This window comes from Brevibacterium sp. 1718 (assembly GCF_051131255.1).
Lineage (GTDB): Bacteria > Actinomycetota > Actinomycetes > Actinomycetales > Brevibacteriaceae > Brevibacterium > Brevibacterium sediminis.
Window position 1 is genome coordinate 734,963 of the sequence record NZ_CP186550.1, and the last position, 22,396, is coordinate 757,358.

The 22,396-nt window shown below is 63.0% G+C and carries 20 protein-coding genes; 14 read left to right on the forward strand and 6 right to left on the reverse strand.

Annotation, left to right across the window (positions count from 1 at the left end; genetic code table 11):
• Positions 1–63 precede the first annotated feature (63 nt).
• From ACOZ9V_RS03140 to ACOZ9V_RS03160, 5 genes are all read left to right on the forward strand, one after another.
• Positions 64–726: a TetR/AcrR family transcriptional regulator gene (locus ACOZ9V_RS03140; RefSeq protein WP_420097348.1), complete on the forward strand. Its 663-nt coding sequence runs from the start codon at positions 64–66 to the stop codon at positions 724–726.
• Positions 677–1,855: a hypothetical protein gene (locus tag ACOZ9V_RS03145; RefSeq protein WP_434593534.1), complete on the forward strand. Its 1,179-nt coding sequence runs from the start codon at positions 677–679 to the stop codon at positions 1,853–1,855. The genes ACOZ9V_RS03140 and ACOZ9V_RS03145 overlap by 50 nt, the downstream gene beginning before the upstream one ends.
• A 75-nt stretch (positions 1,856–1,930) precedes the next feature.
• The gene (locus ACOZ9V_RS03150; protein WP_434593537.1) at positions 1,931–2,953 is read left to right on the forward strand and encodes a hypothetical protein; all 1,023 of its coding nucleotides are present in this window, start codon (positions 1,931–1,933) and stop codon (positions 2,951–2,953) included.
• Entirely contained in the window at positions 2,943–4,355 is a 1,413-nt protein-coding gene (locus ACOZ9V_RS03155; protein WP_434593541.1) for a PIG-L family deacetylase, read from the forward strand. Before ACOZ9V_RS03150 ends, ACOZ9V_RS03155 begins: the two co-directional genes overlap by 11 nt.
• Complete coding sequence (locus ACOZ9V_RS03160; RefSeq protein ID WP_434593544.1) at positions 4,352–5,062, forward strand: glycosyltransferase; 711 nt, start codon at positions 4,352–4,354, stop codon at positions 5,060–5,062. The genes ACOZ9V_RS03155 and ACOZ9V_RS03160 overlap by 4 nt, the downstream gene beginning before the upstream one ends.
• A 131-nt stretch (positions 5,063–5,193) precedes the next feature.
• Here ACOZ9V_RS03160 and ACOZ9V_RS03165 read toward each other — a convergent pair whose 3' ends face one another.
• On the reverse strand, positions 5,194–5,337 hold the full coding sequence (locus ACOZ9V_RS03165; RefSeq protein ID WP_162835624.1) for a GPGG-motif small membrane protein: 144 nt from the start codon (positions 5,335–5,337) through the stop codon (positions 5,194–5,196).
• 340 nt (positions 5,338–5,677) lie between these two features.
• On the opposite strand from ACOZ9V_RS03165, the gene ACOZ9V_RS03170 reads away from it, so the two are divergent.
• Complete coding sequence (locus tag ACOZ9V_RS03170) at positions 5,678–6,415, forward strand: MBL fold metallo-hydrolase (RefSeq protein WP_434593547.1); 738 nt, start codon at positions 5,678–5,680, stop codon at positions 6,413–6,415.
• Between the two features lie 73 nt (positions 6,416–6,488).
• Here the strand turns inward: ACOZ9V_RS03170 and ACOZ9V_RS03175 are convergent, their stop codons facing one another.
• Complete coding sequence (locus tag ACOZ9V_RS03175; RefSeq protein WP_434593550.1) at positions 6,489–7,715, reverse strand: YbfB/YjiJ family MFS transporter; 1,227 nt, start codon at positions 7,713–7,715, stop codon at positions 6,489–6,491.
• 308 nt (positions 7,716–8,023) lie between these two features.
• Here ACOZ9V_RS03175 and ACOZ9V_RS03180 point away from each other — a divergent pair, with 308 nt between their 5' ends.
• The 3 genes from ACOZ9V_RS03180 (at position 8,024) to ACOZ9V_RS03190 (ending at position 11,613) form a co-directional block, all read left to right on the forward strand.
• Positions 8,024–9,493: a hypothetical protein gene (locus ACOZ9V_RS03180; RefSeq protein WP_434593552.1), complete on the forward strand. Its 1,470-nt coding sequence runs from the start codon at positions 8,024–8,026 to the stop codon at positions 9,491–9,493.
• 187 nt (positions 9,494–9,680) lie between these two features.
• On the forward strand, positions 9,681–10,763 hold the full coding sequence (locus ACOZ9V_RS03185) for a type IV toxin-antitoxin system AbiEi family antitoxin (RefSeq protein WP_434593555.1): 1,083 nt from the start codon (positions 9,681–9,683) through the stop codon (positions 10,761–10,763).
• Positions 10,764–10,854: 91 nt separating this feature from the next.
• Positions 10,855–11,613: a hypothetical protein gene (locus tag ACOZ9V_RS03190; RefSeq protein WP_434593558.1), complete on the forward strand. Its 759-nt coding sequence runs from the start codon at positions 10,855–10,857 to the stop codon at positions 11,611–11,613.
• 118 nt (positions 11,614–11,731) lie between these two features.
• Here the strand turns inward: ACOZ9V_RS03190 and ACOZ9V_RS03195 are convergent, their stop codons facing one another.
• The 4 genes from ACOZ9V_RS03195 to ACOZ9V_RS03210 all read right to left on the reverse strand — a co-directional run bounded on the left by ACOZ9V_RS03195 (position 11,732) and on the right by ACOZ9V_RS03210 (position 15,412).
• Complete coding sequence (locus ACOZ9V_RS03195; protein WP_434595337.1) at positions 11,732–13,012, reverse strand: cation:dicarboxylate symporter family transporter; 1,281 nt, start codon at positions 13,010–13,012, stop codon at positions 11,732–11,734.
• 326 nt (positions 13,013–13,338) lie between these two features.
• A complete protein-coding gene (locus ACOZ9V_RS03200; protein ID WP_434593561.1) occupies positions 13,339–13,686 on the reverse strand; it encodes a hypothetical protein in 348 nt (115 codons plus the stop codon).
• A complete protein-coding gene (locus ACOZ9V_RS03205; protein ID WP_434593564.1) occupies positions 13,683–15,071 on the reverse strand; it encodes an alpha,alpha-trehalose-phosphate synthase (UDP-forming) in 1,389 nt (462 codons plus the stop codon). The genes ACOZ9V_RS03200 and ACOZ9V_RS03205 overlap by 4 nt, the downstream gene beginning before the upstream one ends.
• A gap of 125 nt (positions 15,072–15,196) precedes the next feature.
• On the reverse strand, positions 15,197–15,412 hold the full coding sequence (locus tag ACOZ9V_RS03210; protein WP_181271936.1) for a CsbD family protein: 216 nt from the start codon (positions 15,410–15,412) through the stop codon (positions 15,197–15,199).
• A gap of 338 nt (positions 15,413–15,750) precedes the next feature.
• Here ACOZ9V_RS03210 and ACOZ9V_RS03215 point away from each other — a divergent pair, with 338 nt between their 5' ends.
• From ACOZ9V_RS03215 to ACOZ9V_RS03235, 5 genes are all read left to right on the forward strand, one after another.
• Positions 15,751–16,407: a TetR/AcrR family transcriptional regulator gene (locus tag ACOZ9V_RS03215; RefSeq protein WP_181271937.1), complete on the forward strand. Its 657-nt coding sequence runs from the start codon at positions 15,751–15,753 to the stop codon at positions 16,405–16,407.
• A 102-nt stretch (positions 16,408–16,509) separates the two neighbouring features.
• Positions 16,510–16,938, forward strand: a complete 429-nt coding sequence (locus ACOZ9V_RS03220) for a hypothetical protein (RefSeq protein ID WP_181271938.1) — start codon at positions 16,510–16,512, stop codon at positions 16,936–16,938.
• Positions 16,938–18,671 carry a sensor histidine kinase gene (locus tag ACOZ9V_RS03225; RefSeq protein ID WP_434593569.1) on the forward strand — a complete coding sequence of 578 codons (1,734 nt, stop codon included), beginning with the start codon at positions 16,938–16,940 and terminating at the stop codon, positions 18,669–18,671. The genes ACOZ9V_RS03220 and ACOZ9V_RS03225 overlap by 1 nt, the downstream gene beginning before the upstream one ends.
• On the forward strand, positions 18,619–19,362 hold the full coding sequence (locus tag ACOZ9V_RS03230) for a response regulator (RefSeq protein ID WP_181271940.1): 744 nt from the start codon (positions 18,619–18,621) through the stop codon (positions 19,360–19,362). Before ACOZ9V_RS03225 ends, ACOZ9V_RS03230 begins: the two co-directional genes overlap by 53 nt.
• A 436-nt stretch (positions 19,363–19,798) precedes the next feature.
• Positions 19,799–22,285: a choice-of-anchor G family protein gene (locus ACOZ9V_RS03235; protein WP_434593573.1), complete on the forward strand. Its 2,487-nt coding sequence runs from the start codon at positions 19,799–19,801 to the stop codon at positions 22,283–22,285.
• Positions 22,286–22,396: the final 111 nt, after the last annotated feature.

Here is a 22,396-nt window from a genome sequence, read left to right on the forward strand (position 1 = left end):
CTGTGTGACATCTGAGGTGAGCGAGCAGGTTCAACGTTTGTCAACTCGGGCAGGGAGGATCCCATGGCCCAGAATCGTCTGACCAGAAACGACATCGTGCGAGCGGCGATCACCTTCGTCGACGCACACGGACTCGATGCGCTGACCATGCGACGTCTCGGGCAGTCCCTGGGGGTCGAAGCCATGGCCTTGTATCGGCATGTCTCCGGACGCGAAGATCTTCTCGAAGCGATGGTCGAAGCACTCATCGACAGTCTGTTCGACAACCGGCTGATGAGGCAGACACCGTCATCGTGGGAGGACTATCTCCAGAGGGTGGCCAATACGACGAAGGAACTGGCGCGCGATCATCCCGGGATCTTTCCCCTGATCGCCACGCAGCCGTCCCAAGCCCCGTGGCTGCGCCCTCCACTGCGCAGTCTGCGATGGGTCGAAGAGTTCCTCTCCACTCTGCAGGGATTCGAGTTCTCTGATGCGGCCGCGGTCGGCGCTTACAAATCGTTCACCAGCTTCCTCATCGGAGATCTGCTCCTGCAAGTCCATTCCACGAATCTCGACGTCATCGGCGGAGACGATCACGAGAGGGCGGGTGACGACTCCGACTTATCGGAGTATCCCACCGTGAACGCGCTGAGTGACCTGCTCAGCGAAGATCATCGCCAACGGCAGTTCGACGATGCTCTCGACGAACTCATCGAACGCATCCGCCTCTCACCAACTAATTAGCTGCAACCTCAAACAGCTCACCCAGCTGAGAAGGATCAATATGCTCGACACCTCTTCAGAGGCCCTCCAGGTCCTCCTCGTGGCCGACCCGGGCCTGCCCAGCCGCCGGGCGGCTGCTATCCATCAACGTCTCGAAAGGCTTCTGCAAGACGCGTATGGGGTCACGACGACCTTGCACACGGCGACTGACACCATCCGATTGACACCGGAGAGCGAACTCGACCTCAGCGCTGTCGAAGACCTTCGGGCCGACTACCCGGACGTCAACATCGTCCTGATACTCACCGAGATCCCGCGCCATACCCAGGGCGACCCGCTGATCGCCGAGGTGCATTCCGACAGCAATCTCGCGATCGTGTCCTGTCCCACTCTGGGCGCATGGTCGACCAAGCGCCGCATCATCAAAGTCCTGATGAGCTCGGTCAACAAATTGGTGCCGTGGGATCCCGAAGATACGACCCGTCGGTTTCTGCTCCGCTGGTCCGACTGGTCCGACAACGAAGACGCCCAGCACCAGTCGCTGCATGCCCACACCATCACAGGAGGCCCACGTCTGGTGCTGGGAATGACGATGGCCAACGACCCGTGGCGCACTGTCCCGAAGCTTTCAGGCGCCCTCGCCGCGGCATCGGCCACAGGAGCTTTCGGCATCTTCTACAGTTCCATCTGGCAGATGTCGACCTATCTGTCCACCACGCGGCTGCTGTCAATCGGCGCGGCCGCCATCCTGGTCATGGTCACCTGGCTGATCATCAACCACAAACTCTGGGACGAACCGCGCAGAGACAACCTGGCGACAGTGGTGATGTACTACAACCTCTCGACCGCCCTGACCCTGCTGATCACCGTGCTCGCGCTCTACGCGGGACTGGTCGGCCTCATTCTGCTGGGCGGTCTCATTGTCATCGACCCCGAATTCATGACGACCCAGATCCAGCAGAAGGCGACGGTCGCCAACTATCTCGACATCGCCTGGCTCAGCGCAGCGATGGGCGTCGTCGCCGGCGGTATCGGCGCAAGCTTCGACTCCGACTTAGATGTGAAACGACTGACTCACGGACAGCGCATGCGCCAACGGGTCTACACCGACAACCACCCGGACACCGATGATGTCAGCCAGAACTCCTGATGGCTGATAAGGACCTGCCCAGCGATTTCAGAAAGATATGAGATGAACACACAGCATCGGTTAGACGTCACTGGGATGATTTCAGCGCCTCTGGGCTCCTGGCGCGACGAACCCGCCAGCCAGGATGATCTGCGAAAGCTGGTCACCAGCAATGCGCAGACCGCTGACAAGGTTCGCGCCCTGAGTCGATTTCTCGGACTCACCGGAACGACGTCTCACATGCGGCAGTGGGAGTCGCTGCTCGAGGTGGCGGCCATCGATGTCGCTGTCGCTCGGATGCTCGAACCCCATGTGGATGCGCGGGGCATCCTTGCCGAAGCCGGACACGACGCACCCGATGGCTCGACCTGGGGCGTCTACGCCGCCGAGTCTCCAGCCCACGTCCTCACCGTGGGCGCAGAGGGCGAACAGACCGTGATCGATGGAGAAAAAGCCTGGTGTTCCTTGGCCGCCGAACTCTCGCACGCCATCGTCATCGCCGGCAGCGACGGGGGATCGTACGCCTGTGCCGTGGACCTCAGGGACCCCCGAGCGCAGGCCCAGCCGACTGCCTGGCCGAGCGTGGGGCTGCAGGAGATCCCGAGCGGAAGTGTCGCATTCACGAAAATGCCCGTCACCGTCCTCGGTCCGCCGAACTGGTACCTGGATCGACCTGCATTCGCGTGGGGAGGCATCCGAGTGGCAGCATGTTGGTTCGGCGCAGCCGTGGGACTGGCAAGAAATGCCGTGCGACGGCACAGCAAGCGCTCCAACTCATCCACAGTCGGTGAGATGCTGATCGGTCAGCTCGAGGCTGAGATCTTCTCGATTCGCAGCGTCCTCGCGCAGGCAGCGGCCGCAGCCGACGGGAGTGACGAGTACTCCCGTGCACGTGCCTGGACCGTGGCCCTGACGGTGCGCAATATCGTCTACTCAGGAGTTCGCCGGATCCAGCACCTGAGTCGCGAAATCGCGGGACCGGCGGCGCTGACAGGCGATGTCGGCTTCGCCAAAGCCGACGCTGACCTCACCGTCTACATCAGTCAGCACCACGGTCCACGCGATGAAGCCGCTCTCGGCACGGAACTTCGCACGAAGGTCGACCACAATGAGTTTTGACCATCGTGACACCGGCACGCCCGAAGCCTGTTGGAGGGAAGCCGGTGTGCAGGAGCTTCCCGCGCTCGGGGTCGAGGCCATGCCTGCCGAGACCACGTTCATCATCCTTGCCGCACATCCGGACGATGAGGCCCGTGGAGCCGCCGGCCTGCTGGCCCGCCTGCGCCGGTCCGCTCATCGAGTCGTCGTCCTGCTCTTCACCGCAGGGGAAAGATCCCATCCGGCGTCTCCCACCCACTCGACGAAGGAACTCAGAGAGATGCGTCTGCGCGAGTTCGATGCGGCACTGGATCTGTTTGATCACGAGCGTCTGTCCCGCCGTTTCGTGGGGTTGCCTGACGGTCAGCTGAACGCATTCAGCCAGAGGATCGTCGACGAGATCGCGGTCGAAGTGGACCAGCACCAGGGGCACCTCGTGCTCGTCTCACCCTACAGCCGGGACGGACATGGCGATCATGAGGCGATCGGAGCAGCAGCCCTGCAGCTGGGACGTGACCGCCACACGACGGTGCTCGAGTACCCGATCTGGTACTGGCATTGGGCAGACCTCGTCGACGAGGAGTGGCGCAGCTGGTCGTTTCTGCCCGATCCAGCGAACTTCGACAGGCAGGCGGTGTTCGATTGCTATCCCTCGCAGGTCTCAGCGCTATCCGATCAGCCCGGAGACGAAGCAATCGTCAGCCCCGCTCATCTCGACCATTTCCGTCGTGGCGGAGACACCTTCGCGGTCTCGGACTTCCGCGCCGCTGCGACTCCGGTTTCCTGCGGCGGCGACAGTTCACAGACGCTCCACGACGCCAGTGCGGCCTCTGCGGTCTTCGACGGAGTCCACGTTCAACGGTGTGACCCCTGGCAGGTGTGGAGTTCCGAATATGAGATCGCCAAACGCCGGAATCTCCTCACCCATCTGCCTGCGGTTCCGTACGCTCATGTCCTCGAGATCGGCTGCTCGGTCGGCGCTCTGACCCATGAGCTCGCTGTTGTCGGGGCGCAGGTGACGGCAGTCGATGCGAGTTCGCAGGCTCTGCGAATCGCCAGACGCCGAGGGGCTGCGCCTTCATCGGCAATCAACTTCGTCCATGCCACCATTCCCTTCGAGTGGCCCCAGGGCACTTTCGACTGCGTCGTGCTGTCGGAGACCGGCTTCTACCTCAGTCGTTCCCAGCTTTTCGACACCTTGGAGAAGATCGATGGCTCGACAACGGTTCGTTTCGTCCTCGTGCTCTGCCACTGGAGGGGAGAGATCGACGATTGGCCACTGGATGCTGATGAAGTGCATCGCATCTGCTTGGGCGCCTGGCCTCGTCATCGGATCGAACACCGGTATGAAGGGGATTATCGTCTGGACATCATCACGATCGACAAGGATTTCCGCCCATCCGAGGTCGAGAGGCACGCATGATCACGCGTTTGGGTGTGATCATCCCGGCTCATAATGAGGAGGAAGACATCCTCGGGTGCCTCGAGTCGGTGCAGCGATCGCGCTCATGCGCTGTCGAGAGAGGCATCGACTGTCGGTTTCGAGTCCTCGTCGTGGCAGATGCCTGCACCGATGCCACGGAGGGCATCGTCGAGGATTTTGCCGCCCGACATCGCGACGTCTTCGTCCTCGCGACCTCTTTTCAGTCCGTCGGTCGAGCACGCGACTTCGGATGGAGGCACTTCATGCGAACAGAGAAATCGACGACAGAGCAAGACTCCGACTCGGCGTGGATCGCATTCACAGACGCCGACAGCAGAGTGCCCGAACATTGGATCACCACACATCTCGAACTCGCCGCGACAGGTGTCGATTGCCTGGTGGGCACTGTGGCCCCACGCCCGGAGACAGCATCGACCGAACTGATCGCAGCTTGGCATGCCAACCACGAACTGCTCGAGAACCACCCGTACATATTCGGAGCGAACATGGGTCTGCGCGCCGGCGTGCTCGAAGCCATGGGCGGCGTACCGCCGCTTATGTGCGGTGAGGACGAGGCAATCGTCGACGCGGTGCTGCGGCAGGGCGGAGTTATCCGCAGAACCGACGACTGCAGAGTGCTCACGTCTGCTCGTCTGTCCGGTCGCACGCGCGGCGGATTCAGCAGCTATCTGCGGCAGCTGAGCTGAAGCGGTGGTGCCTTCGGGTCCCGAAGATCGGGGCGCTTACGGGGCGGTAGCGCTCTGGTCCTGACTCGTTCTCCAGCTGCACGTGAGGCGCCCCTCCGGAGAGAGACGCCTCACGTGACGGTGCGAGCAGATCAGGCGAAGATGCTCACCCCTCCTGGCCCCACGAGGCAGCCGACGACGATGAGGACGACGCCCCAAAGAATCTGCTTACGCAAGATCGCGAAGACGCCCGAGACGACGAGCAGCGCTGCGAGGATCCATAGGACAATAGCCATAATTTCTCTTCCTTATCGGTTTCGCTGTGAGCGTGGCACCACCGGATCGAAAGCCGGTGCGGAATCTGATCAACGCCGAGGCTGAGCGCAGCGACGTCGGAGAGCTGCCTTTCACTTGGCCGGCGGAAGGGTGCGATTCCATGTGCCTTTGCATCCTCCGAGTCTGCCGACCTCAACCAGCACTCGCCGAGAAGATCACAGCGTAAACACCGCGAGCGATACCTCCTCCTTCACAGAGGGGCCGTCTTCGGGGTCACAGCGGAGTGAGAGGGGCGATCGGTCCCGACCCCGTATGACGAAGAATGTGGACGGTACGAGGCAGGCGTGACAGGCTGATGTGATGCGTACACTCACGGTCCTCGGAGCCTCGGCCGCCCACCCCGTCCCAGGGGAGGCCTGCAGCAGCTATTTCCTTGACTGGGATGGGTTCCGACTTGTGCTCGATCTCGGATATGGCACGTTCCCACGCCTGCTGAGCCATGTGCCGGATGCTGAGATTGATGCGATTGTCATCACCCACGAACACCCTGACCACTGCATCGATCTTCACGCGCTGTTCCGTTTCCGTCAGTATGCCGAGACACCGACGAAGAAGCTGCCGCTGTACTGCCCCGCCGGAGTCATCGACCGCCTCGGCGCTGTGGAACCAGGCCTCGACATGACCTCGGCATTCGACATCTATCTGCTGCCTGGGCACTTCGAAGTCGGGCCTTTGAGGCTCAGCTCCATGTCTTTGCCGCATTTCGTGCCCAATTACGGAGTTCGCCTCGAGACCGCGACGGCAGCGGTCGCCTTCACGGGAGATACCGGACCGCATCCGGGACTCGCTGATCTCGGTCGCGCAGCCGATGTCTACATCGTTGATGCCACCGACCGACCCGGCGAGCACGAAAACACCCGCCGCAACCTATTGACTGCTTCCGAAGCCGGTGAGTGGGCTCAGAGAGCCGGTGCCAAGCGGCTGCTTCTCACCCATTTCTGGCCAGGCAACGACCGTTCAGCGTCCGCTGAAGATGCAGGTGAGCACTTCAACGGAGAGGTTCTCACCGCCGAACCCGACTTGCGCATAGCTTTCTGACCGCTCGCACCGGCAACCGCGGCGGAGGGCCGTTGGCAGCTGACCGCCGAGATACAGAGATGGCCGGCACGCGTCACCGCCCGACGTTGCCGGCGAGGACGCCGACCAGGGTCAGGACCATGGCGATGGCCAGAGCGATCGCCGAGGCGACGAAGGCGCCGGCGATATGCTCGCTCAGTGCCGCCGCGACGATAGCCGGGCCGACGATCTGACCGATGCTGTACCAGGACGTCAGCTTCGCCGAGGCGTTCGCGACCCCCATCTGCGTGCCGACGCCGATCGTCATCATCACCACCCCGATGAAGGTGAAGCCGAAGAGGGCCGCGGCGATGATGAGCACGACCGGTGAGGAACCGAAGACCGCGAGCAGAGCGCCGAAGACCTGGAGGCAGTAGCAGAGCGTCAGTGCCTTGACCGTGCCGATGCGGGCAGCGACGGCTGACCACGTCAGGGGAGAGGCTGCCGTGGCGATCCCGGCGATGAGCCACGTCGAGGCGGCCGCGGTGGCGCCGAAGACGGGACCGGCCAGGACGACGAGATAGGTGCCGATGATGATGTAGCCGCCGCCTTGGAAGAAGTAGCCGGCCGAAAGGACGGCCATGGCTCGCCGACGGTTGGCGTCGAAAGGCGTGGCCGCCTCGGCGGGATCGTCGGTGTTGGGTCTGGTGATGTCTGCGGGGGAGCGGTCGGTGGTGATCTCGGCCGGGTCGGCCGCCTCAGCGGGGGCGGGGCGTTGTGGGATCCGGGCGGGGATCGGCCAGGTCCAGGCGATGATCGAGAAGACCGCGGACACGGCCGCGCAGATGAGCCACAGCTGCCGCCAATCGGCGACGCTGCCTGCGGCGAGCACGATGGCTCCGGACACGAGGATGCCGAAGCCGACCCCGCTGTAGGAGATGCCGCCGTCGCGGGGCCGGCGGCAGTTCGCGGGAATGCGTTGGGTCACGCACACGAAGATCAGCCCCGCGGCGATGCCGGCGATCGTGCGGATGCCGCCCTGCCAGATGAGGTTCGGGGTCAGAGCGACCGCGGCCAGGCCCGCGGTGGAGACGATGAGGCTGAGGCGGTAGACGAAGCGGTTGGGTTCGACCCAGCCTTGGGCGATGACGAGGGTGCCGAGGAAGTAGCCGACGTAGTTCAACGTCGCGATCCATGCGCCGGGAGCCGAACTCCAGTGGAGGGCTGCGACCATGAGCGGCAGGGCCGGGGTGTAGAAGAACCGACCCATGCCCAACGCCACCGACAGACCCAGCGCCCCGCGAACGGGGGTGAGGGAGGGCCTGGCGATGCTGTCGGGCATGGCGGTTTCTCTCCTTCGGCGGCGTCGGATCTGACTCTACGATGTCATGGCGGTGGGGCGGCCGCCTCGGCGAGTGGGGATTTGGACTGTGGAAGTTGTTGATTCTGAGGCGACAGGGCAGAGTTATCGGAGTGAACCTCAGAAGGAGTATCCAGGGCGGCGTGGTGGCGCTCGCCCTCGTTCTGTCGGGGTGTTCTTGGTTCGATGCGGACGATTCGTCGTCCTCGAGCCAGTCCCCGGAGCCGAGTCCTACCCCGACTGAATTCGAGCAGTCGTTTGCCGGCGAGGTCTCCGGAGAGGACGCGGTGGTGACTGCGTCCACCGACAAAACGGGCCCGGGCCTCACAGCAGACAATGTCGGGGTCTCGTTCGAAGCCACCGACCTCGCCGACCCTCGGCTCGATCCGGCGCAGTCCAACCTCGACGAGCAGTTGAAGTCCCTCGGATCGCCTGCGCTGCGGTTCGGTGGCAATGCCCTCGACCGGAGGACGTTCTGGACGTCCAAGGGCGAGAAGCCGAAGCACGGCGAGAAGGTCACCGTCGCTCCTGATGACTTGAAGCGGCTGAAGAAGCTCGTCGACGCCACCGGTTCGTCGGTCACCATCGGCGTTCCTCTGGGGACCTACGATCCGAAACGCGGAGCGGACATGGCCGCGCATGCGGTCGACATCCTCGGCGGTTCTCTTGTCGGTCTGGCGATCGGCAACGAACCGAACGGGTACACCGTCAAGGATGTGCCCAGTGGTGCCGTGCGCGGCAAGGGGTGGAACAAGGACAAATACGTGGAGCAGCTTGAGGTGTATGCCAAAGCCATCCATGCGAAACGGCCGGATGCGCCGATCATCGGTCCCGATGTCTACGACGGGGCATGGATGGAGGCTTTCGCCGGCTCCGGTGTCGAACATAAGAAGGCGATTTCGCAGCACTGGTATCAGCTCTACGAATGCGATTCGTCTCAGGTTCCGGGGCGGGGGCCGCAGGCGGCGAACCTCATTGATCCCTTGGCGAAGAAGGCGGCGAAGAAGAACCTCGGCATCGGGAAATCGAAGGCTGACGCTGCGGATTTGCCGCTGTGGCTCGAGGAGACCGGGCCGACGAGCTGTCCGGGGACGAACGACACGTCACTGACGAACGCGTCGGCGTTGTGGGCTGCTGACTACACGATGTATGCGGCGACGCTCGGTGTGGAGCGGATGGCCATGCATTCGATGCTCGGGGCGTGCAATGGGGGAGCGCCGATGTCGCTCATCTGCGATCCGGCCGATCACGGGGACCGGTCGAAGGAGTTTCAGGTGAGGCCGAATTTGTTGGGGCTGCGGCTGTTGGTGCCGAGTGTTGGTGGTCATTTCACGTGGACATCAGTTTCCGGCGGCGGGAATATGAGTGCCTACACGGTGGTGAAGAACGACGGCCGCACGTTGGTCACGACGGTGATCAATGCGAACGATGCGGCTTCGGTGGGTGGGAATCCGGTGACGGTCTCGATGCCTTCGGGGTTCAGTGTTTCATCGGCATCTCAGGTTTTTGGGGAGTCAAATGATGTGAAGAGTGCGACTCAGGTGGTGCCGGCGAATCCGCTGCCTGATGAGGTGCCGTTCAGTGGGGCGGCGTCTGAGCCGACGGAGTCGGGTGGGGCTTCGGCGTCACCGTCGGTATCGAGTTCGCCGAATGCGTCCGGCGGTCAAGCTGTGCAGGGCGGCGGCATGGGCGATGACGGGAAGCTGCGGATTGACCTGGCTGGAAGCTCGGTGACGGTCTTTGTGCTGACCAGGGGATAACGGCAAAGGCTTTTTGGGATTGCAGCTGGGTGGAATGTGCCGCGACGGAGTGCAGCTTCCTCATTGTTCGCCAGAGCCCAATGAGACTTCATTATGGCGTCAACCTAGCCTTCAGCAGTCTCACCTCTGAGTCTGGAGGCACAGGACAAATGTTCAAAAGTTCGCAATGTTCAAGTATTCTGAACATGTGAGTAATTTGAACATTGAACATGGCGACGATCTCGTCCGCGGCGAAGCTTCAGGTGTCAATGAACTGACCAAGCGCATCGTCGAGCAACTCTCGGCGCTGAACCCGGAAATCGTGGCGACTTCCAATGTCGTGCACGACACTTTCGAAGCTGATGTGGAACTCGCTGTCCCGACGCTCGACGGGCCACGCCGCGTTGTGCTGGAAATCGGGTGGGGCCCGCAGGAGGGGCTGATTCGCAAATACCGGCACATTAGGAGCCGAGCACGCGGGCCTGTGGTGTTGGGTCTTCCCTACGTGGGCACTGCGACGGCGAGGCGCCTACGTGCTGAAGGGATCCCATTTATCGATGCTAGCGGGAATGCCTGGATCGACCTACCCGGGTTCTACATCGAAATCGAGGGCCGCAGGCCAGTGATGAAGAAGCCGCACCAACGTCGCGCTGGGATCGGCGAGCTTTCGGCTGCAGAACTGCGGGTCGCGTTCGTCATTCTCATTGACTCGAGTCTTCTGTATCAGCCGGTCCGGGTAATTGCACAAGCGGCTCGGGTGTCGACCGGCAGCGCACAGGCCGCCCTTGCTTCTATGGCAAAAGACAGACTGATCACACGTGGGAGAAACGCGCGGCTGAGGGAGTCGGAGGAGCTCACCCAAATCTGGCTTTCTGGGTATTGGTCCCGTCTGCTGCCCAGGCTCGAGGAGGAAACTGTGTTCGGTCCCGAACCGACATGGTGGACAAACCCCGGAGGTGACTCGGCTGAGATGATTGGCCGGGTCAGCGGAGAGGCGGCACTTGCTGCGCTCACAAATCGAATCGTGCCTGAAGCAACTATCGTCTACGGCGAGCCAGCGTGGCAGGATATGCGCAGACGAGCACGACTGAGTGCGGCAGGAACAGGGAGTCGGGTCATGCTCCGGGAGCGATTCTGGGACCCGGCAGCGCTCGAGGGAGCTATCGGAGAATCTGCGACAGTTCCGCCACTGCTCATCTATGCCGATTGTAGGGCGAGCGATGATCCTCGAGTCCGGGAAGTCGCTGAGGAACTTGATTACCGGCCACACGTGCTAGGGGCTCAGCGGTGATTAGAGGGTGGCCAGGAGGCAATACATTCGGAGGTGCACGGTGACGTACGACTTAACGAAGTTTCCATTGACCGATCGTGAGTGGAATGTCATGGACTTCGCCGTCAGACGATTCCCTGACTCATTCCTCCTCGGCTCTTATGCACGAGACTTTCACGTGCACGGAGTGGCAGATCTGCAGAGAGGGCGGGGAACGCTCGATGCTGACTTCGCTGTGGAGGTAGCGACTGAACACAACTTCGCAGAGCTCGTCGAGGGACTCAAACCGATGCGCGGCACGGGCCTGTGCTTCAATGTCGACGACTTCCAGCTCGATCTCATCCCATTCGGCGGAGTCGAATCCGGGGGCATCATAGAGCCGCAGGAAGGCGTGACACTTGACGTGACTGGAATGAAGGAAGCGCACGAACACACGGTGCTGTTCGATCTGCGAGATAAGCTTGTCGTGAGGTGCCCTGACCTCACTGCGCTCATCGTGCTCAAAGTCATTGCCTGGGACTATCGACGGAACCACACCACCAAAGACGCGGTAGACCTCGACCTGCTCTTGCAGGCGACTTACTCGGGAGATCATGAAGAAGAAGTTTGGAATGACAAAGAAGTTGGGGATCTGGTCGATTGGCTGCCGGAGCGAATCGGGCCCTTTCGCGTCGGCAGATGCGTTCCTGAGCGATATTCGCCGGACGTCGTCAGCCGCATTCGGGGAGTGGTCGACGGAGATTCTGCGGATGCAATCGTTGCCAGCCTGCAAATTCAGCCTGACCTCGAGGAGTTCGCAAGTGAACGGATTCGGGCATTCGCCTCGGGGATCGATTACGCACTCGGAAGGCCGATACTGCTAACGAACTAGTCTTGCTGCAACTGGTGCGACCGCCTCGGTGATCGCAGACGAAACACCACGGGTGCCGGCATCCTCACGATGAGGACATCGGCACCCGTGGTGGTTATGGAGCGGGAGCGACGGTCGGTCAGCTCACGGCGACCTTTTCGCCTTCAGCTGGGCGAGCCGCCTCGGGGGCATTGGTCGACGCACCATGCGCATCCGGTTCGAGCGAGAGCTCGTCGAACGGGTTCTGACCCGACAGGGTGGCGCGGGCGACGTCGAGGTCGATCTCGTTCGTCCACTTGCCGATGAGCAGGGTGGCGACGGCGTTGCCGGTGAAGTTCGTCAGTGCACGGCACTCGGACATGAATTTGTCGATGCCGACGATGACGCCCATTCCGTCGAGCAGCTCGGGGCGGTGCGACTGCAGGCCGGCGGCCAGGGTGGCCAGGCCTGCACCGGTGACTCCGGCAGCGCCCTTGGACGCGATGATCATGAACACGAGCAGCGAGATCTGCTCGGGGATCGACATCGGCATGCCCATGGCCGAGGACACGAACAGCGAAGCCATGGTCAGGTAGATGGCGGTGCCGTCGAGGTTGAACGAGTAGCCAGTGGGCACCGTGATGCCCACGACCGGCTTCGAGACTCCGGCATGCTCCATCTTCGCGATGAGGCGCGGCAGAGCCGACTCGGACGACGAGGTGGAGAAGATGAGCAGGAACTCACGGGCCAGGTACTTCAGCAGCAGGAAGATGTTGAGCCCGGTGACGATCTTGAGCAGACCGCCGAGGACGATGACGATGAACAGCGCACAGGTGAGGTAGAAGGCGCCCATCAGAGTCGCCATCGCCCCGATTGCAGCCCAGCCGGTCTTGCCGACGACCGCGGCGATCGCACCGAAAGCGCCGACGGGAGCGGCCCACATGATCATCATCATGAGCTTGAAGACGACGGCCTGGATGTGCTTGATTCCGGTGAGCACGGGCTCGCCAGCCTTGCCCATCGACTGCAGGGCGAAACCGACGAGGAGCGCGAGCACCAGTGTCGGCAGGACCGGGATGTCACCGGGGATGAGGCTCATGAGGAAGGCGACCATGCCGCCTTCCTCGCCGCCGGATGCCTCCTCGTACGGCTGGAGGTGGAGTCCGTCGCCGGGGTGGATGAAGTTGCCGACGACGAGGCCGATGACCAGGGCAAAGGTCGCCATGACCAGGAAGTAGACGAGCGCGAGTCCGCCGACCTTGCCGACGGTGGCTGCCTTCGCCACGGAGCCGACGCCGAGAACGATGGTGCAGAAGATGACCGGGGCGATGATCATCTTGATGAGAGCGACGAACGCCTTGCCGAGCGGCTCGAGGGCGATTCCTGCCTCGGGGGCGATGAGCCCGATGGCGGCACCGGCGAACACTGCCACGATGACCATGATGTAGAGCCAGTGAGTGCGATCCTTCTTCCGCTGCGGGGCACCCTGATCGGTGGCCGCTGCGGTGGCGTTGCCCGTATTCGCGGGCCCGCCTTCTTGCTGTGGCGACATTGCCATGATTCCTCCAAATGATTTCCGCGAACTCACCCGTCGGTGGGTGCGAACGCGCGCGACGACTGGCCGCGGTGGTGATGTACCCGACAACTGTGCCAGCCGATGTGACGGGTGTCTCGGTTGCGTTCATAGTGTTCACAGGAGGAGTGAGACGTGCCGAGGCAGGAGTATGGCCAGGGAGGACAGGCCGGCGAGGGTCAGGGCGGCGAGGGTCAGGCCTGCGGCTCCTCCGCATGCCGGTGATCGGCGTCGGCACGCGGTTCTCGCTGTTCGAGGGCCTTGAGGCCGATGGGGCAGGTGATGGTGAGCTTGAGGCGTCGGCTCTTGGCGTCTTCGACGGCCCGCCACATGAGCTCCCAGCGGTGCTGATCTGCCTGCATGGGCTCGATAGCTTCGCAGTAGATGAACATGACCTCATTGGCGTCGGGCTCGAGTTTGTAATGGAGCGCGGCCACGATCCTGCCGGGAAGGTAGAGGTCGTACTTCGAGGATTCCTGGTTGTTGAGCATCGTGTACACAGTGGTCTCCTGGGGTGGGCCGGTCAGAATGGTCGGTGTCACCAGTCGTTGGGCGTCAGAGCCGCCGCAGATGCTGGGTTTCGCAGGTCGTGGAGGAAAGCTTGCGCCCAGCGGCGGACGTCGAAGGCGTCGACGGTGTCGGCCATCGCATCCATGCGCCTCCGAGCCTCGTCTTCACTGAGCGTGGCCGCGTGATGGATGGCCGCCTTCAGGCCGGCCCTGTCATGGGGATTGACGATGATGGCCTGGTCGAGTTCTTCGGCGGCTCCGGCGAATTCGGAGAGGACGAGTGCACCGCCCCTGCCTCGGCGGGCAGTGGCGAATTCCTTGGCCACGAGGTTCATCCCGTCCCGCAGGGAGGTGACGAGCAGGATGTCGGCGGCCAGGTACAGAGCGACGGCTTCCTCTGTCGAATGTGAGTGGTGGGAGTAGTGGATGACATCGCCGCCGAGAGTGGAGAACCTCCCATTGATGCGCCCGACCGTATGTTCGACCTCATCGCGCAGGTCCTGGTAGGCGCGCACGCCTTCACGCGAGGGGACTGCGATCTGTGCGAGACAGGTTCCCTGCGCATCGAGGATTCCGTCGTCGATCAGCTCCTCGAAGGCCCACAGCCGGTGCAGGATTCCCTTCGAATAGTCGAGGCGATCCACCCCGATCATGAGGGTGGCGGGATCGCTCAGGTCACGGCGAAAGCATCGGGCCATCTCTTGTACCGCCGGGGATTCGGCCGCGGCCCGGATCTCATCGACGTCGATCGAGATCGGGTACGAGCCGACGCGGCCGCGAAGTTCCTCGGGATCCATACCCAGCAGCTTCTGCATAGCCTGGCGGGCCTTAGCGGCATCGGCCTCTCGCTGGAGACCGATAACATCGGCCCCGAGCAGGCCGCGGAGGATTTCGTCACGCCAGGGCAGCTGGGCCATCTGCTCGACGGGAGGGAACGGAATATGGCAGAAGTATCCGATCCGGATGTCCGGTCGTTGAGCGCGGATCATCGCCGGTACGAGCTGGAGGTGGTAATCGTGTACCCAGACTGTCGCCCCAGTCTCGGCGGCCTCGACCGCGGCCTGTGCGAATCGCGCGTTGACTTCCCGATAGGCCCGCCACCATGAGCGGTGGTACTGCGGTGCGACGATGAGGTCGTGGTGCAGCGGCCATAGGGTAGCGTTGCAGAATCCCTCATAGTACTGCTGATGTTCGTCATGGCTGAGCGAGACGGGGACGAGGCTCATCCCGTCGAAGTCGAAGGGCTCGAGGCTGTCGTCATGTGTGTTCGCCCAGCCGACCCAGGCTCCGGCTTGCTCGCGCACCACGGGAGCCACGGCTGAGACCAGCCCGCCGGGCGAGGCTTCCCACGCCCCGTCGATGCGGTCGACGGGGAGGCGATTGGCCACCACGACGAAAGCATGGCGGTCAGTTCCCATCATCTTCTCTTCTTCTCGTGCCGCCGGGACGGATCGTACCGGCACGCTGACTTCTGGGGCATGAGATCTGAAAGCATTGCCGAAGGGCGGAGGCGGACAGTGCCTCCGCCCTCCAGCCGCGTCCCTCAGTCCTCCGGTGAGTCCTTGAGTGAGTCCTTGACGCCCTTCAGCGAGTCCTTGGTGTCGTCGCCGACCTGCTTGATCTTGCCCTTGGCCGCGTCCGTCCTGCCTTCGACTTCGAGGCCTTTGTCGTCGGTGACCTTGCCTGCAGCGGTCTTCGCTTTGCCCTTGAGCTCTTCAGCCTTGTCAGAGACTTTGTCGGTCTTGTCGTCGGAATCCATGATTCGTCCTTTCGCAGAGATCGGGGTGGACGTACTGCTCTGTCGAGCGCTATTCATGTTTACGGTGTAATCAACCTAGCAGATCGGGTTTTCGCTGCGCAATAGATCAGGCGAGCCGGGCGCATCGGAGCTCAGCGATGCGGCTTCGGCAGGACGGGACGGTTGGCGAATGGCCCTTGCGCGAGGGATCTGTGGAGAGTGATAACTTAGTCATCCATGAGGTGTTTACAGTGTAATCGTATTATGAGGGGATCTCTCGACGTGTCGGAACAAGCGAGTAGACTGGCGGTGAAAGCCGCCCGGTCTGCGACATCTCCGACGAGGAAAGGGGAGTGCGCGTGGTTCAGCAGCGACTCGACCGTACCCAGGTCGTCGAGTCGGCGATCGCCTTCGTCGATGCCTGCGGTCTCAGCGAACTCACGATGCGTCGCCTCGGAACGGCCTTGGACGTAGAGGCGATGGCACTGTATCGGCACGTCTCCGGGCGCGCGGACCTTCTCGAGGCCATGGTTGATGAGCTCATCGACGGTCTCTTCGATGACGATCTCATGACCGAGGACTCCCATTCGTGGGAGGAATACCTGCAGCGTGTCGCCAATGCCACGCGCAATCTGGCTATCGAGCATCCGCGGATCTTCCCGCTCATCGCCACGCAGCCGCCTCAGGCCCCCTGGCTGCGTCCACCGTTGCGCAGTGTGCGCTGGGTCGAGGACTTCCTGTCCTCGTTGCAGCGCTTCGGATTCGCCGACGCCGAGGCGGTGGCCGCATACAAGGCCTTCACGAGTTTCCTCGTCGGCGCGCTTCTGCTCCAGGCGGCCTCCCTGAACCCGGAGGTCATCGGAGACGAGGAGGACTCCTCCGTTGGCGGCGACCTCGGCGAGTATCCTACGGTGCGGCGATTGCAGGGCCTGCTGATGGAAGACCATGCTCAGCGCGAGTTCGACGATGCCCTCGACGATCTCATCGAGCGGATCCGCACCAGCACACAGGCCTGAGAACCACTGCCACCGGAGTTGACAGCATCTGTTGCTGTGGCGTGCCTGCGCACTCACGGATAGTCTTGGCTCAGTGACGATCCGATAACAAAGGAGCAGGATATGAAACTCAGCACCGCACTTCTGCGCGCAGTCCCCGGCGCTTTCATTCTCAACTCGGGCATCGGCAAGCTCGGCCTCGACGAAGAATCCGCCGCCGGACTCCAGCAGATGGCCGCCAACGGTGTGCCCATGGTCGAGAACATGACCCCTGCCCAGTTCGGGAAGTTCCTCTCCTACGGTGAGATCGCCGTCGGCTCCGCCCTGCTGCTGCCGTTCGTGCCAACCCGCATCGCCGGTGCCGCGCTGACGACCTTCGCCGCCGGCCTCGTCGCGAACTACTTCTCCATCGATGCGATGACCAAGGACGACGGCATCCGCCCCTCCGAGGACGGCACCGCCGTGGCCAAGGACACTTGGCTGGCCGCAATCGGTCTGGCCCTCCTCATCTCCGGCGGCAGCAAGAAGCAAAAGAAGAGCGTTAAGAAGTAATGACGTCCCTCCCGGCCCCACCACGGCGGGGCCGGGAGCGATTCCGGGTTCGCCGAGGCGGAACCCTGGCGAGGCGCCTCTTCCTCGTCCAGCTCGTCCTCATCGTCCTCGTCTGCACCGCGCTGTCGGTGACGAGCTACGTGACGACGCTGAACAACATCCGGCACGCCACCGGCGAGCGGGTCCTGTCCATCGCCGAGACGCTGGCCCACGATCCCTTCGTCACCGAGGCTGTGACCGGGGACGATCCCTCCGCCCGGCTGCAGCCCTACGCACTGACCGTCATCGATTTCGCCGAGGTGGATTTCGTGACGATCATGGACCGCGACGGCACGCGCTACACCCACCCCGATCCCGAACAGCTGGGCAAGACCTACCTCGGCAGCAGGGCCAAAGCCCTCTCAGGGCAGACCGAGACCGAGGAATACGTGGGCACGCTCGGCCCGTCGGTGCGCGCGATCGTGCCGATCACAGACGCCGATGGCGAGGTCACCGCCATGGTCGCCGTGGGCGTGACGCTCGAGACCCTGTCGGTGGCGCAGGCGGCCTCCCTGCCGCAGATCATCCTCGTCGGCCTCGCCGCGCTCGCCCTCGGCGGACTCGGCTCCTGGCTACTCGCCCGCTACCTGCGCCGTGTCACCCTCGGCTATGGTCCGGAGGAGCTGCGCCGTCTGTTCGCGTTCTACGATTCGGCCCTGCATTCCCTGCGCGAGGGCCTCATCCTCGCCGACGATTCCGGTCGGCTCGTCCTCTACAACGACGAGGCCGCGTCCCTGCTCGGCCTGCCCAAGGTGGAGGAATCGACGCCGATCTCCCTCGCCGAGGTGGCCCTGCCAGAATCTGTCCGCGACCTTCTGACGACCGGTCGGGTCGCCGTCGACGAAATCCACTTCACCGAGGACCGAGTCCTCGTCATCAGTCAGAAACAGGCCCGGCAGCCGCGCGGCGGGCGCGATGAAGGCGGAACGGTCGCGACCCTGCGCGATCGCACGGACATCCAGGAGCTCACCGGTGAGCTGGCAACGATGACGACTCTGTCCGAGGCTCTGCGTGCGCAGACTCATGAACATGCCAACCGTTTGCACACGGTCTCCACTCTTATCGAACTCGGCCGGGTGCAGGAGGCGCTGGACTTCGCGGTCAAGGACGAGCAGGAATCGCAGCGGCTGACGGATTCCTTCGTCGCCTCACTCGACGAGCCATTCATCACCGCGCTCATGATCGGCAAGGCCGCGCAGGCCAATGAGCGCGGCATCGAACTCACCGTCACCGCCACCGGCGAACTCCCTCCCGAACGACTCGATGCTCGCGACCTCGTCACCGTTGCCGGCAATCTTCTCGACAATGCTTTCGACGCGGTCGCGGACTCGGATGAGAAGCACGTGTGGGCGGACTTCGTCGCCGCTGACGGGGAGCTCATCATCACCATCGCCGATTCCGGTGCCGGAGTTGCGGGGGAGGACATCGATGCGCTCTTCCACCTCGGCGCCTCGGCGAAACCCGAGGTCGGGGGAGTGGGACGGCACGGATTCGGGCTCGTCTTGGTTCGGCAGGCGGTGAGCCGCCTCGGCGGACATATCGATGTCGATTCCGATGGCGGTGCGATCTTCACGGTGACGCTTCCACTGGGGGACATCGACGCGGCCGGCGATTACGATTCTTCGGAGAACCACACCACGGATGGTGAGGATTCGAGTCAGGATCGGGCGGAAGGAGACTCACGTGAGCGATGATGCCGCGCTGCGGGTGCTCATCGTCGAAGACGATCCGATGACGGCGCAGGCGCACGCGGACTTCGTGGCCCGGGTGCCCGGGTTCGAGGTCGTCGGAACGTGCCTGGGCGGGCACGAGGCGATCGAACGCTTCGACGAACTCGCCGCGGCCGGGACGCCAGTCGATATCGTCCTCCTCGACATGAACCTCACGGATTCGCACGGCCTCGAGGTCGCCGGGCGGCTGAACTCGCGCGGTCAGGACGTCGATATCATCGCGATCACCGCGGTGCGGCACCTGCAGGTCATCCGTTCGGCGATCTCGTCGGGCATCACCCAGTACCTCATCAAGCCGTTCACCTTCGCGGCGTTCAAGGAGAAGTTGGAGAACCAGCGCGAGTTTCGGCGCGGACTCAGCGGATCGGGGTCGTTGGCGACTCAGGCCTCGGTGGACAATGCGCTCTCGGCCCTGCGGTCGGTATCGTCGACGACTCTGCCGAAGGGGCTCATCGCCGAGACCTTGGAGGCCGTGTCCGCCTTCGTTCGTGATTCCACGGTTCCGGTCTCCGCCACCGAGGTGGGGCGGCGGCTTGATCTGTCCAGGGTCACCGTGCGCCGGTACTTGGAGCACCTTGTCTCGACGAAGCAGGCGATCAAGCAGCCTCGGCACGGGACTCCGGGGCGACCGGAGTACGAGTACCGGTGGGTGTGAGGGCACTTCAAGCTGTCGCTGACTGACCCGTCGGTGAGTTCACAGAACTTAACGGAGCTGACGGATTTCTCCACGAAGTCATAAAGCGCAATATTGCATTTCTGTCATCAGTGGACTTGTCATGAAATTTCAATGAATATGTGGATGCCTGACCGAACTCTATTCAAGAGCTCGGTGACTGCCTACATATAGCCCCAGATCAGGGGGCAGTGTGTGCTCTGGTTCCCGTCTGCATCAAACATATTTCCTTGTGGCATCTGTCCGCATCGTGAGTATGACGATTTTGCAATATAACGGAACGATAACGTTGTGAATGACGGAATGATTACTCATAGATGATTCCGTATCGTTGTGTGCGATCTGCCAGGAAACTGCATGTTTCCGTCCAGGCTGCTGTCTGCGATTGATCAGGAACGATGAACCGATATGGAGGACTATGAAGATGCTCGGAGGTCGACCCTCGACCGGCCGCAAGATCGCTGTGGGCGCGGTGGCTGCCACGACCGCAGTGGGGCTGACCCTGTTGACGACGTCACCAGGTGCAGCCGATGAAAAGAACCCGAAGGAGGATTCAGAGGCTCTCGGGCAGCTGATCGATGCGGACCTGCTGTCCGAAGATGCCGTCGATGCGCTCTCGGCCTACAGCAGTTCTCCTTCCAGTGAAGCGGAAGACAGCACACCGCTGAACCTGGAAGTGCTGCAGTCCCTCGGGCTCGAACTTCCGGGAATCGACCTCCCGCTCATCAGCAGTGAGGGTGGCGACGGTCTTCTCGAACTCGGCGAGGCCGGTGCGCTCAACTCCTACGGACGCGCTGCTTCCGGCAACGCGGCCAAGGCCAGTGCCGGAGCCGTGGGCGAGGACGGTGCACTCAACCTCGATGACGTCAACAACGGCGATTTCGGCAATGCCAAAGTCGATCTGACATCGCTCCTGGGGCAGCTGAACCTCGACGGTGTCACTGACCAGATCGTCGACGAGCTCAGCCTCGAACTGGGTGCGGTCGGGTCGACCGCCGAGAGCGATGGCAAGACCACCGACTCCGAGTATGTCGTCGCCGACGGAACGCTCACCGTCTCCAGCCCTGCTGTGGGCGGCCTTTCCGATGAACTCACCAAAGCCGTCGACGGAGTCGGCGGTTCCCTCGACGACGCGATCGGCGAAGAGGGACTCGTGGACGAGCTGTCCGGACTCGGACTCGACGTCGATGCGGGGCTCGCCTCTGTCAAGATCGGCGGAGAAGACACGAAGGTCTCCGTCGACACCGGCGATGCGCTCAACAGCGTCGTCGAGAACGTCGTCAACAAGAAGCTCGAGGACGAATCGGGCATCGTCTCGATCGACTTGGCCAACGGCGACATCAAGATCGACCTCGCCAAGGTCGTGAAGGGTGCCGACGGTGAGGACCTCAACGGTCTGGATCCGAACACTCAGGTGCTGACCAGCGATACGATCTCGAAGATCACCGACGCCGTCGCAGACGCCCTCGGTGCACTGTCGGGTCGGGTCAATGAGACTCTGACCGATGCACTCAACGATGTGCATCTCAACATCGCGTTGCCCGCGAACATCACAGCTGCGGGTATCCCTGCGGCTGACGGCAAGGTCACCGTGGATGCCACGCTGGGTCAGCTGGCTGGCACGGACGATTCCGAGCCTGTCGTCGACACCGACCTCTCGCTGGCCGGCGTTCCTGTCGGCACTGTGGTCAACGCCATCACCGGACCGGTGGTCCAGGCGGTCCTCGGAGTCACGAAGCCGATCATCGGGGGAGTCCTCGACTCGACGACCGAAGAGGCAACCGATGCTGTCACCGGCATCGTCGACCCTGTCCTGGACGGACTCGAACCTGTCCTCAGCGGTCTTAACGAGGTTGTCGACCTCACGATCAATGAGCAGTCGCCCAACCCCTCGAGCGAAGGAGCCTCTGCTCAGTCCTCGTTGGAGTCGAGCCGAGTCGATGGCAACAACGGCCCCGGGTTCACCGTCAACGCTGTGAGCCTGGAACTGCTTCCCGAATCCGATGCGATCGATGTCAACCTCGCTTCGTCCTCGGTCCGTGCGACCGCTGACGATGCCCCAGGCGACGACGATGCAGACGCGGACGACAGCGCTGCCGCCGATCAGGACGATTCGGCCGATGCCGATTCTTCATCTGATCCCGACGCAGCTGCTGACCCGGACGCCTCGGCTGCTGATGATGCCGACTCGAACGTCAACGTGAACGCTGCGGCTTCGGCCTCGGCTTCCGCTGACGCCGACGACGATTCGAACCCTGCCGCACAGGCAGCGTCAGAGGCAGCCGCCGATGACGATGCCAACGACTCAGCATCGGCGGAGGCCGACGCGAGCGCGGAAGCGGCTGCCGAATCGGCTGCCACCGAGGATGCGTCATCGAACACCTCAGCTGATTCGACCTCTGATCCGAACGCCTCGTCGCAGCAGGCATCGAACGCCGCTGCAAACGCGGACAACTCGGATTCGACGAACGCTGATTCCTCGGCTGCCGCCGATGCCGATCCGGCTGCAGCAGCATCGGTGGCATCGACTGCCGATTCGTCCAACGAGGCTTCGGTTGAGGCCGCGGCCAATGCCGACGATTCGGCTGAGGCAGACTCGACCGACGAGGCAGACGCTTCCGCATCGTCCGATGACAACGCAGATGGTGCAGAGACCAGCGCGTCGGCTGACGGCGACGAATCAGACACCTCGTCCGATGAGAACGCCTCTGCCGCTGCAAGCGCTTCGGCTGACGTCGAAGCCGGCGCAGATGCGGACGCTTCGGGCAGCAGCGACGGCGGAGACCTGCCGAGGACAGGTGCCGAAGGCACTATGGCCATGGCCGGACTCGCGGCGCTGTTGATCGCCGGTGGCGCGGCAGCGGTCTACGCGGCTCGCCGTCACCGCAACCGCAGCGGCCTCTGAAATAGATTGAGCCGCTGATCGCACCGGTCAGGTGGTGGGGTCGAAGTCGTCACTTCGCACCCGCCGCCTGGCCTCGTGCGTGAGACCCCCGGACGCGCCGGGGAAGACAGA

Excerpts from the sequence above, each read along its gene's own strand:
- ACOZ9V_RS03230 (WP_181271940.1), top strand. The coding sequence starts at position 18,619 with ATGGTGAGGATTCGAGTCAGGATCGGGCGGAAGGAGACTCACGTGAGC.
- ACOZ9V_RS03145 (WP_434593534.1), top strand. The coding sequence starts at position 677 with ATGCTCTCGACGAACTCATCGAACGCATCCGCCTCTCACCAACTAATT.
- ACOZ9V_RS03175 (WP_434593550.1), bottom strand. The coding sequence starts at position 7,715 with ATGCCCGACAGCATCGCCAGGCCCTCCCTCACCCCCGTTCGCGGGGCG.
- ACOZ9V_RS03190 (WP_434593558.1), top strand. The coding sequence starts at position 10,855 with ATGGACTTCGCCGTCAGACGATTCCCTGACTCATTCCTCCTCGGCTCT.
- ACOZ9V_RS03235 (WP_434593573.1), top strand. The coding sequence starts at position 19,799 with ATGAAGATGCTCGGAGGTCGACCCTCGACCGGCCGCAAGATCGCTGTG.
- ACOZ9V_RS03155 (WP_434593541.1), top strand. The coding sequence starts at position 2,943 with ATGAGTTTTGACCATCGTGACACCGGCACGCCCGAAGCCTGTTGGAGG.
- ACOZ9V_RS03150 (WP_434593537.1), top strand. The coding sequence starts at position 1,931 with ATGATTTCAGCGCCTCTGGGCTCCTGGCGCGACGAACCCGCCAGCCAG.
- ACOZ9V_RS03205 (WP_434593564.1), bottom strand. The coding sequence starts at position 15,071 with ATGGGAACTGACCGCCATGCTTTCGTCGTGGTGGCCAATCGCCTCCCC.
- ACOZ9V_RS03220 (WP_181271938.1), top strand. The coding sequence starts at position 16,510 with ATGAAACTCAGCACCGCACTTCTGCGCGCAGTCCCCGGCGCTTTCATT.
- ACOZ9V_RS03210 (WP_181271936.1), bottom strand. The coding sequence starts at position 15,412 with ATGGATTCCGACGACAAGACCGACAAAGTCTCTGACAAGGCTGAAGAG.
- ACOZ9V_RS03140 (WP_420097348.1), top strand. The coding sequence starts at position 64 with ATGGCCCAGAATCGTCTGACCAGAAACGACATCGTGCGAGCGGCGATC.
- ACOZ9V_RS03165 (WP_162835624.1), bottom strand. The coding sequence starts at position 5,337 with ATGGCTATTGTCCTATGGATCCTCGCAGCGCTGCTCGTCGTCTCGGGC.
- ACOZ9V_RS03195 (WP_434595337.1), bottom strand. The coding sequence starts at position 13,012 with ATGGTCATCGTGGCAGTGTTCGCCGGTGCCGCCATCGGGCTCATCGCC.
- ACOZ9V_RS03170 (WP_434593547.1), top strand. The coding sequence starts at position 5,678 with ATGCGTACACTCACGGTCCTCGGAGCCTCGGCCGCCCACCCCGTCCCA.
- ACOZ9V_RS03225 (WP_434593569.1), top strand. The coding sequence starts at position 16,938 with ATGACGTCCCTCCCGGCCCCACCACGGCGGGGCCGGGAGCGATTCCGG.
- ACOZ9V_RS03160 (WP_434593544.1), top strand. The coding sequence starts at position 4,352 with ATGATCACGCGTTTGGGTGTGATCATCCCGGCTCATAATGAGGAGGAA.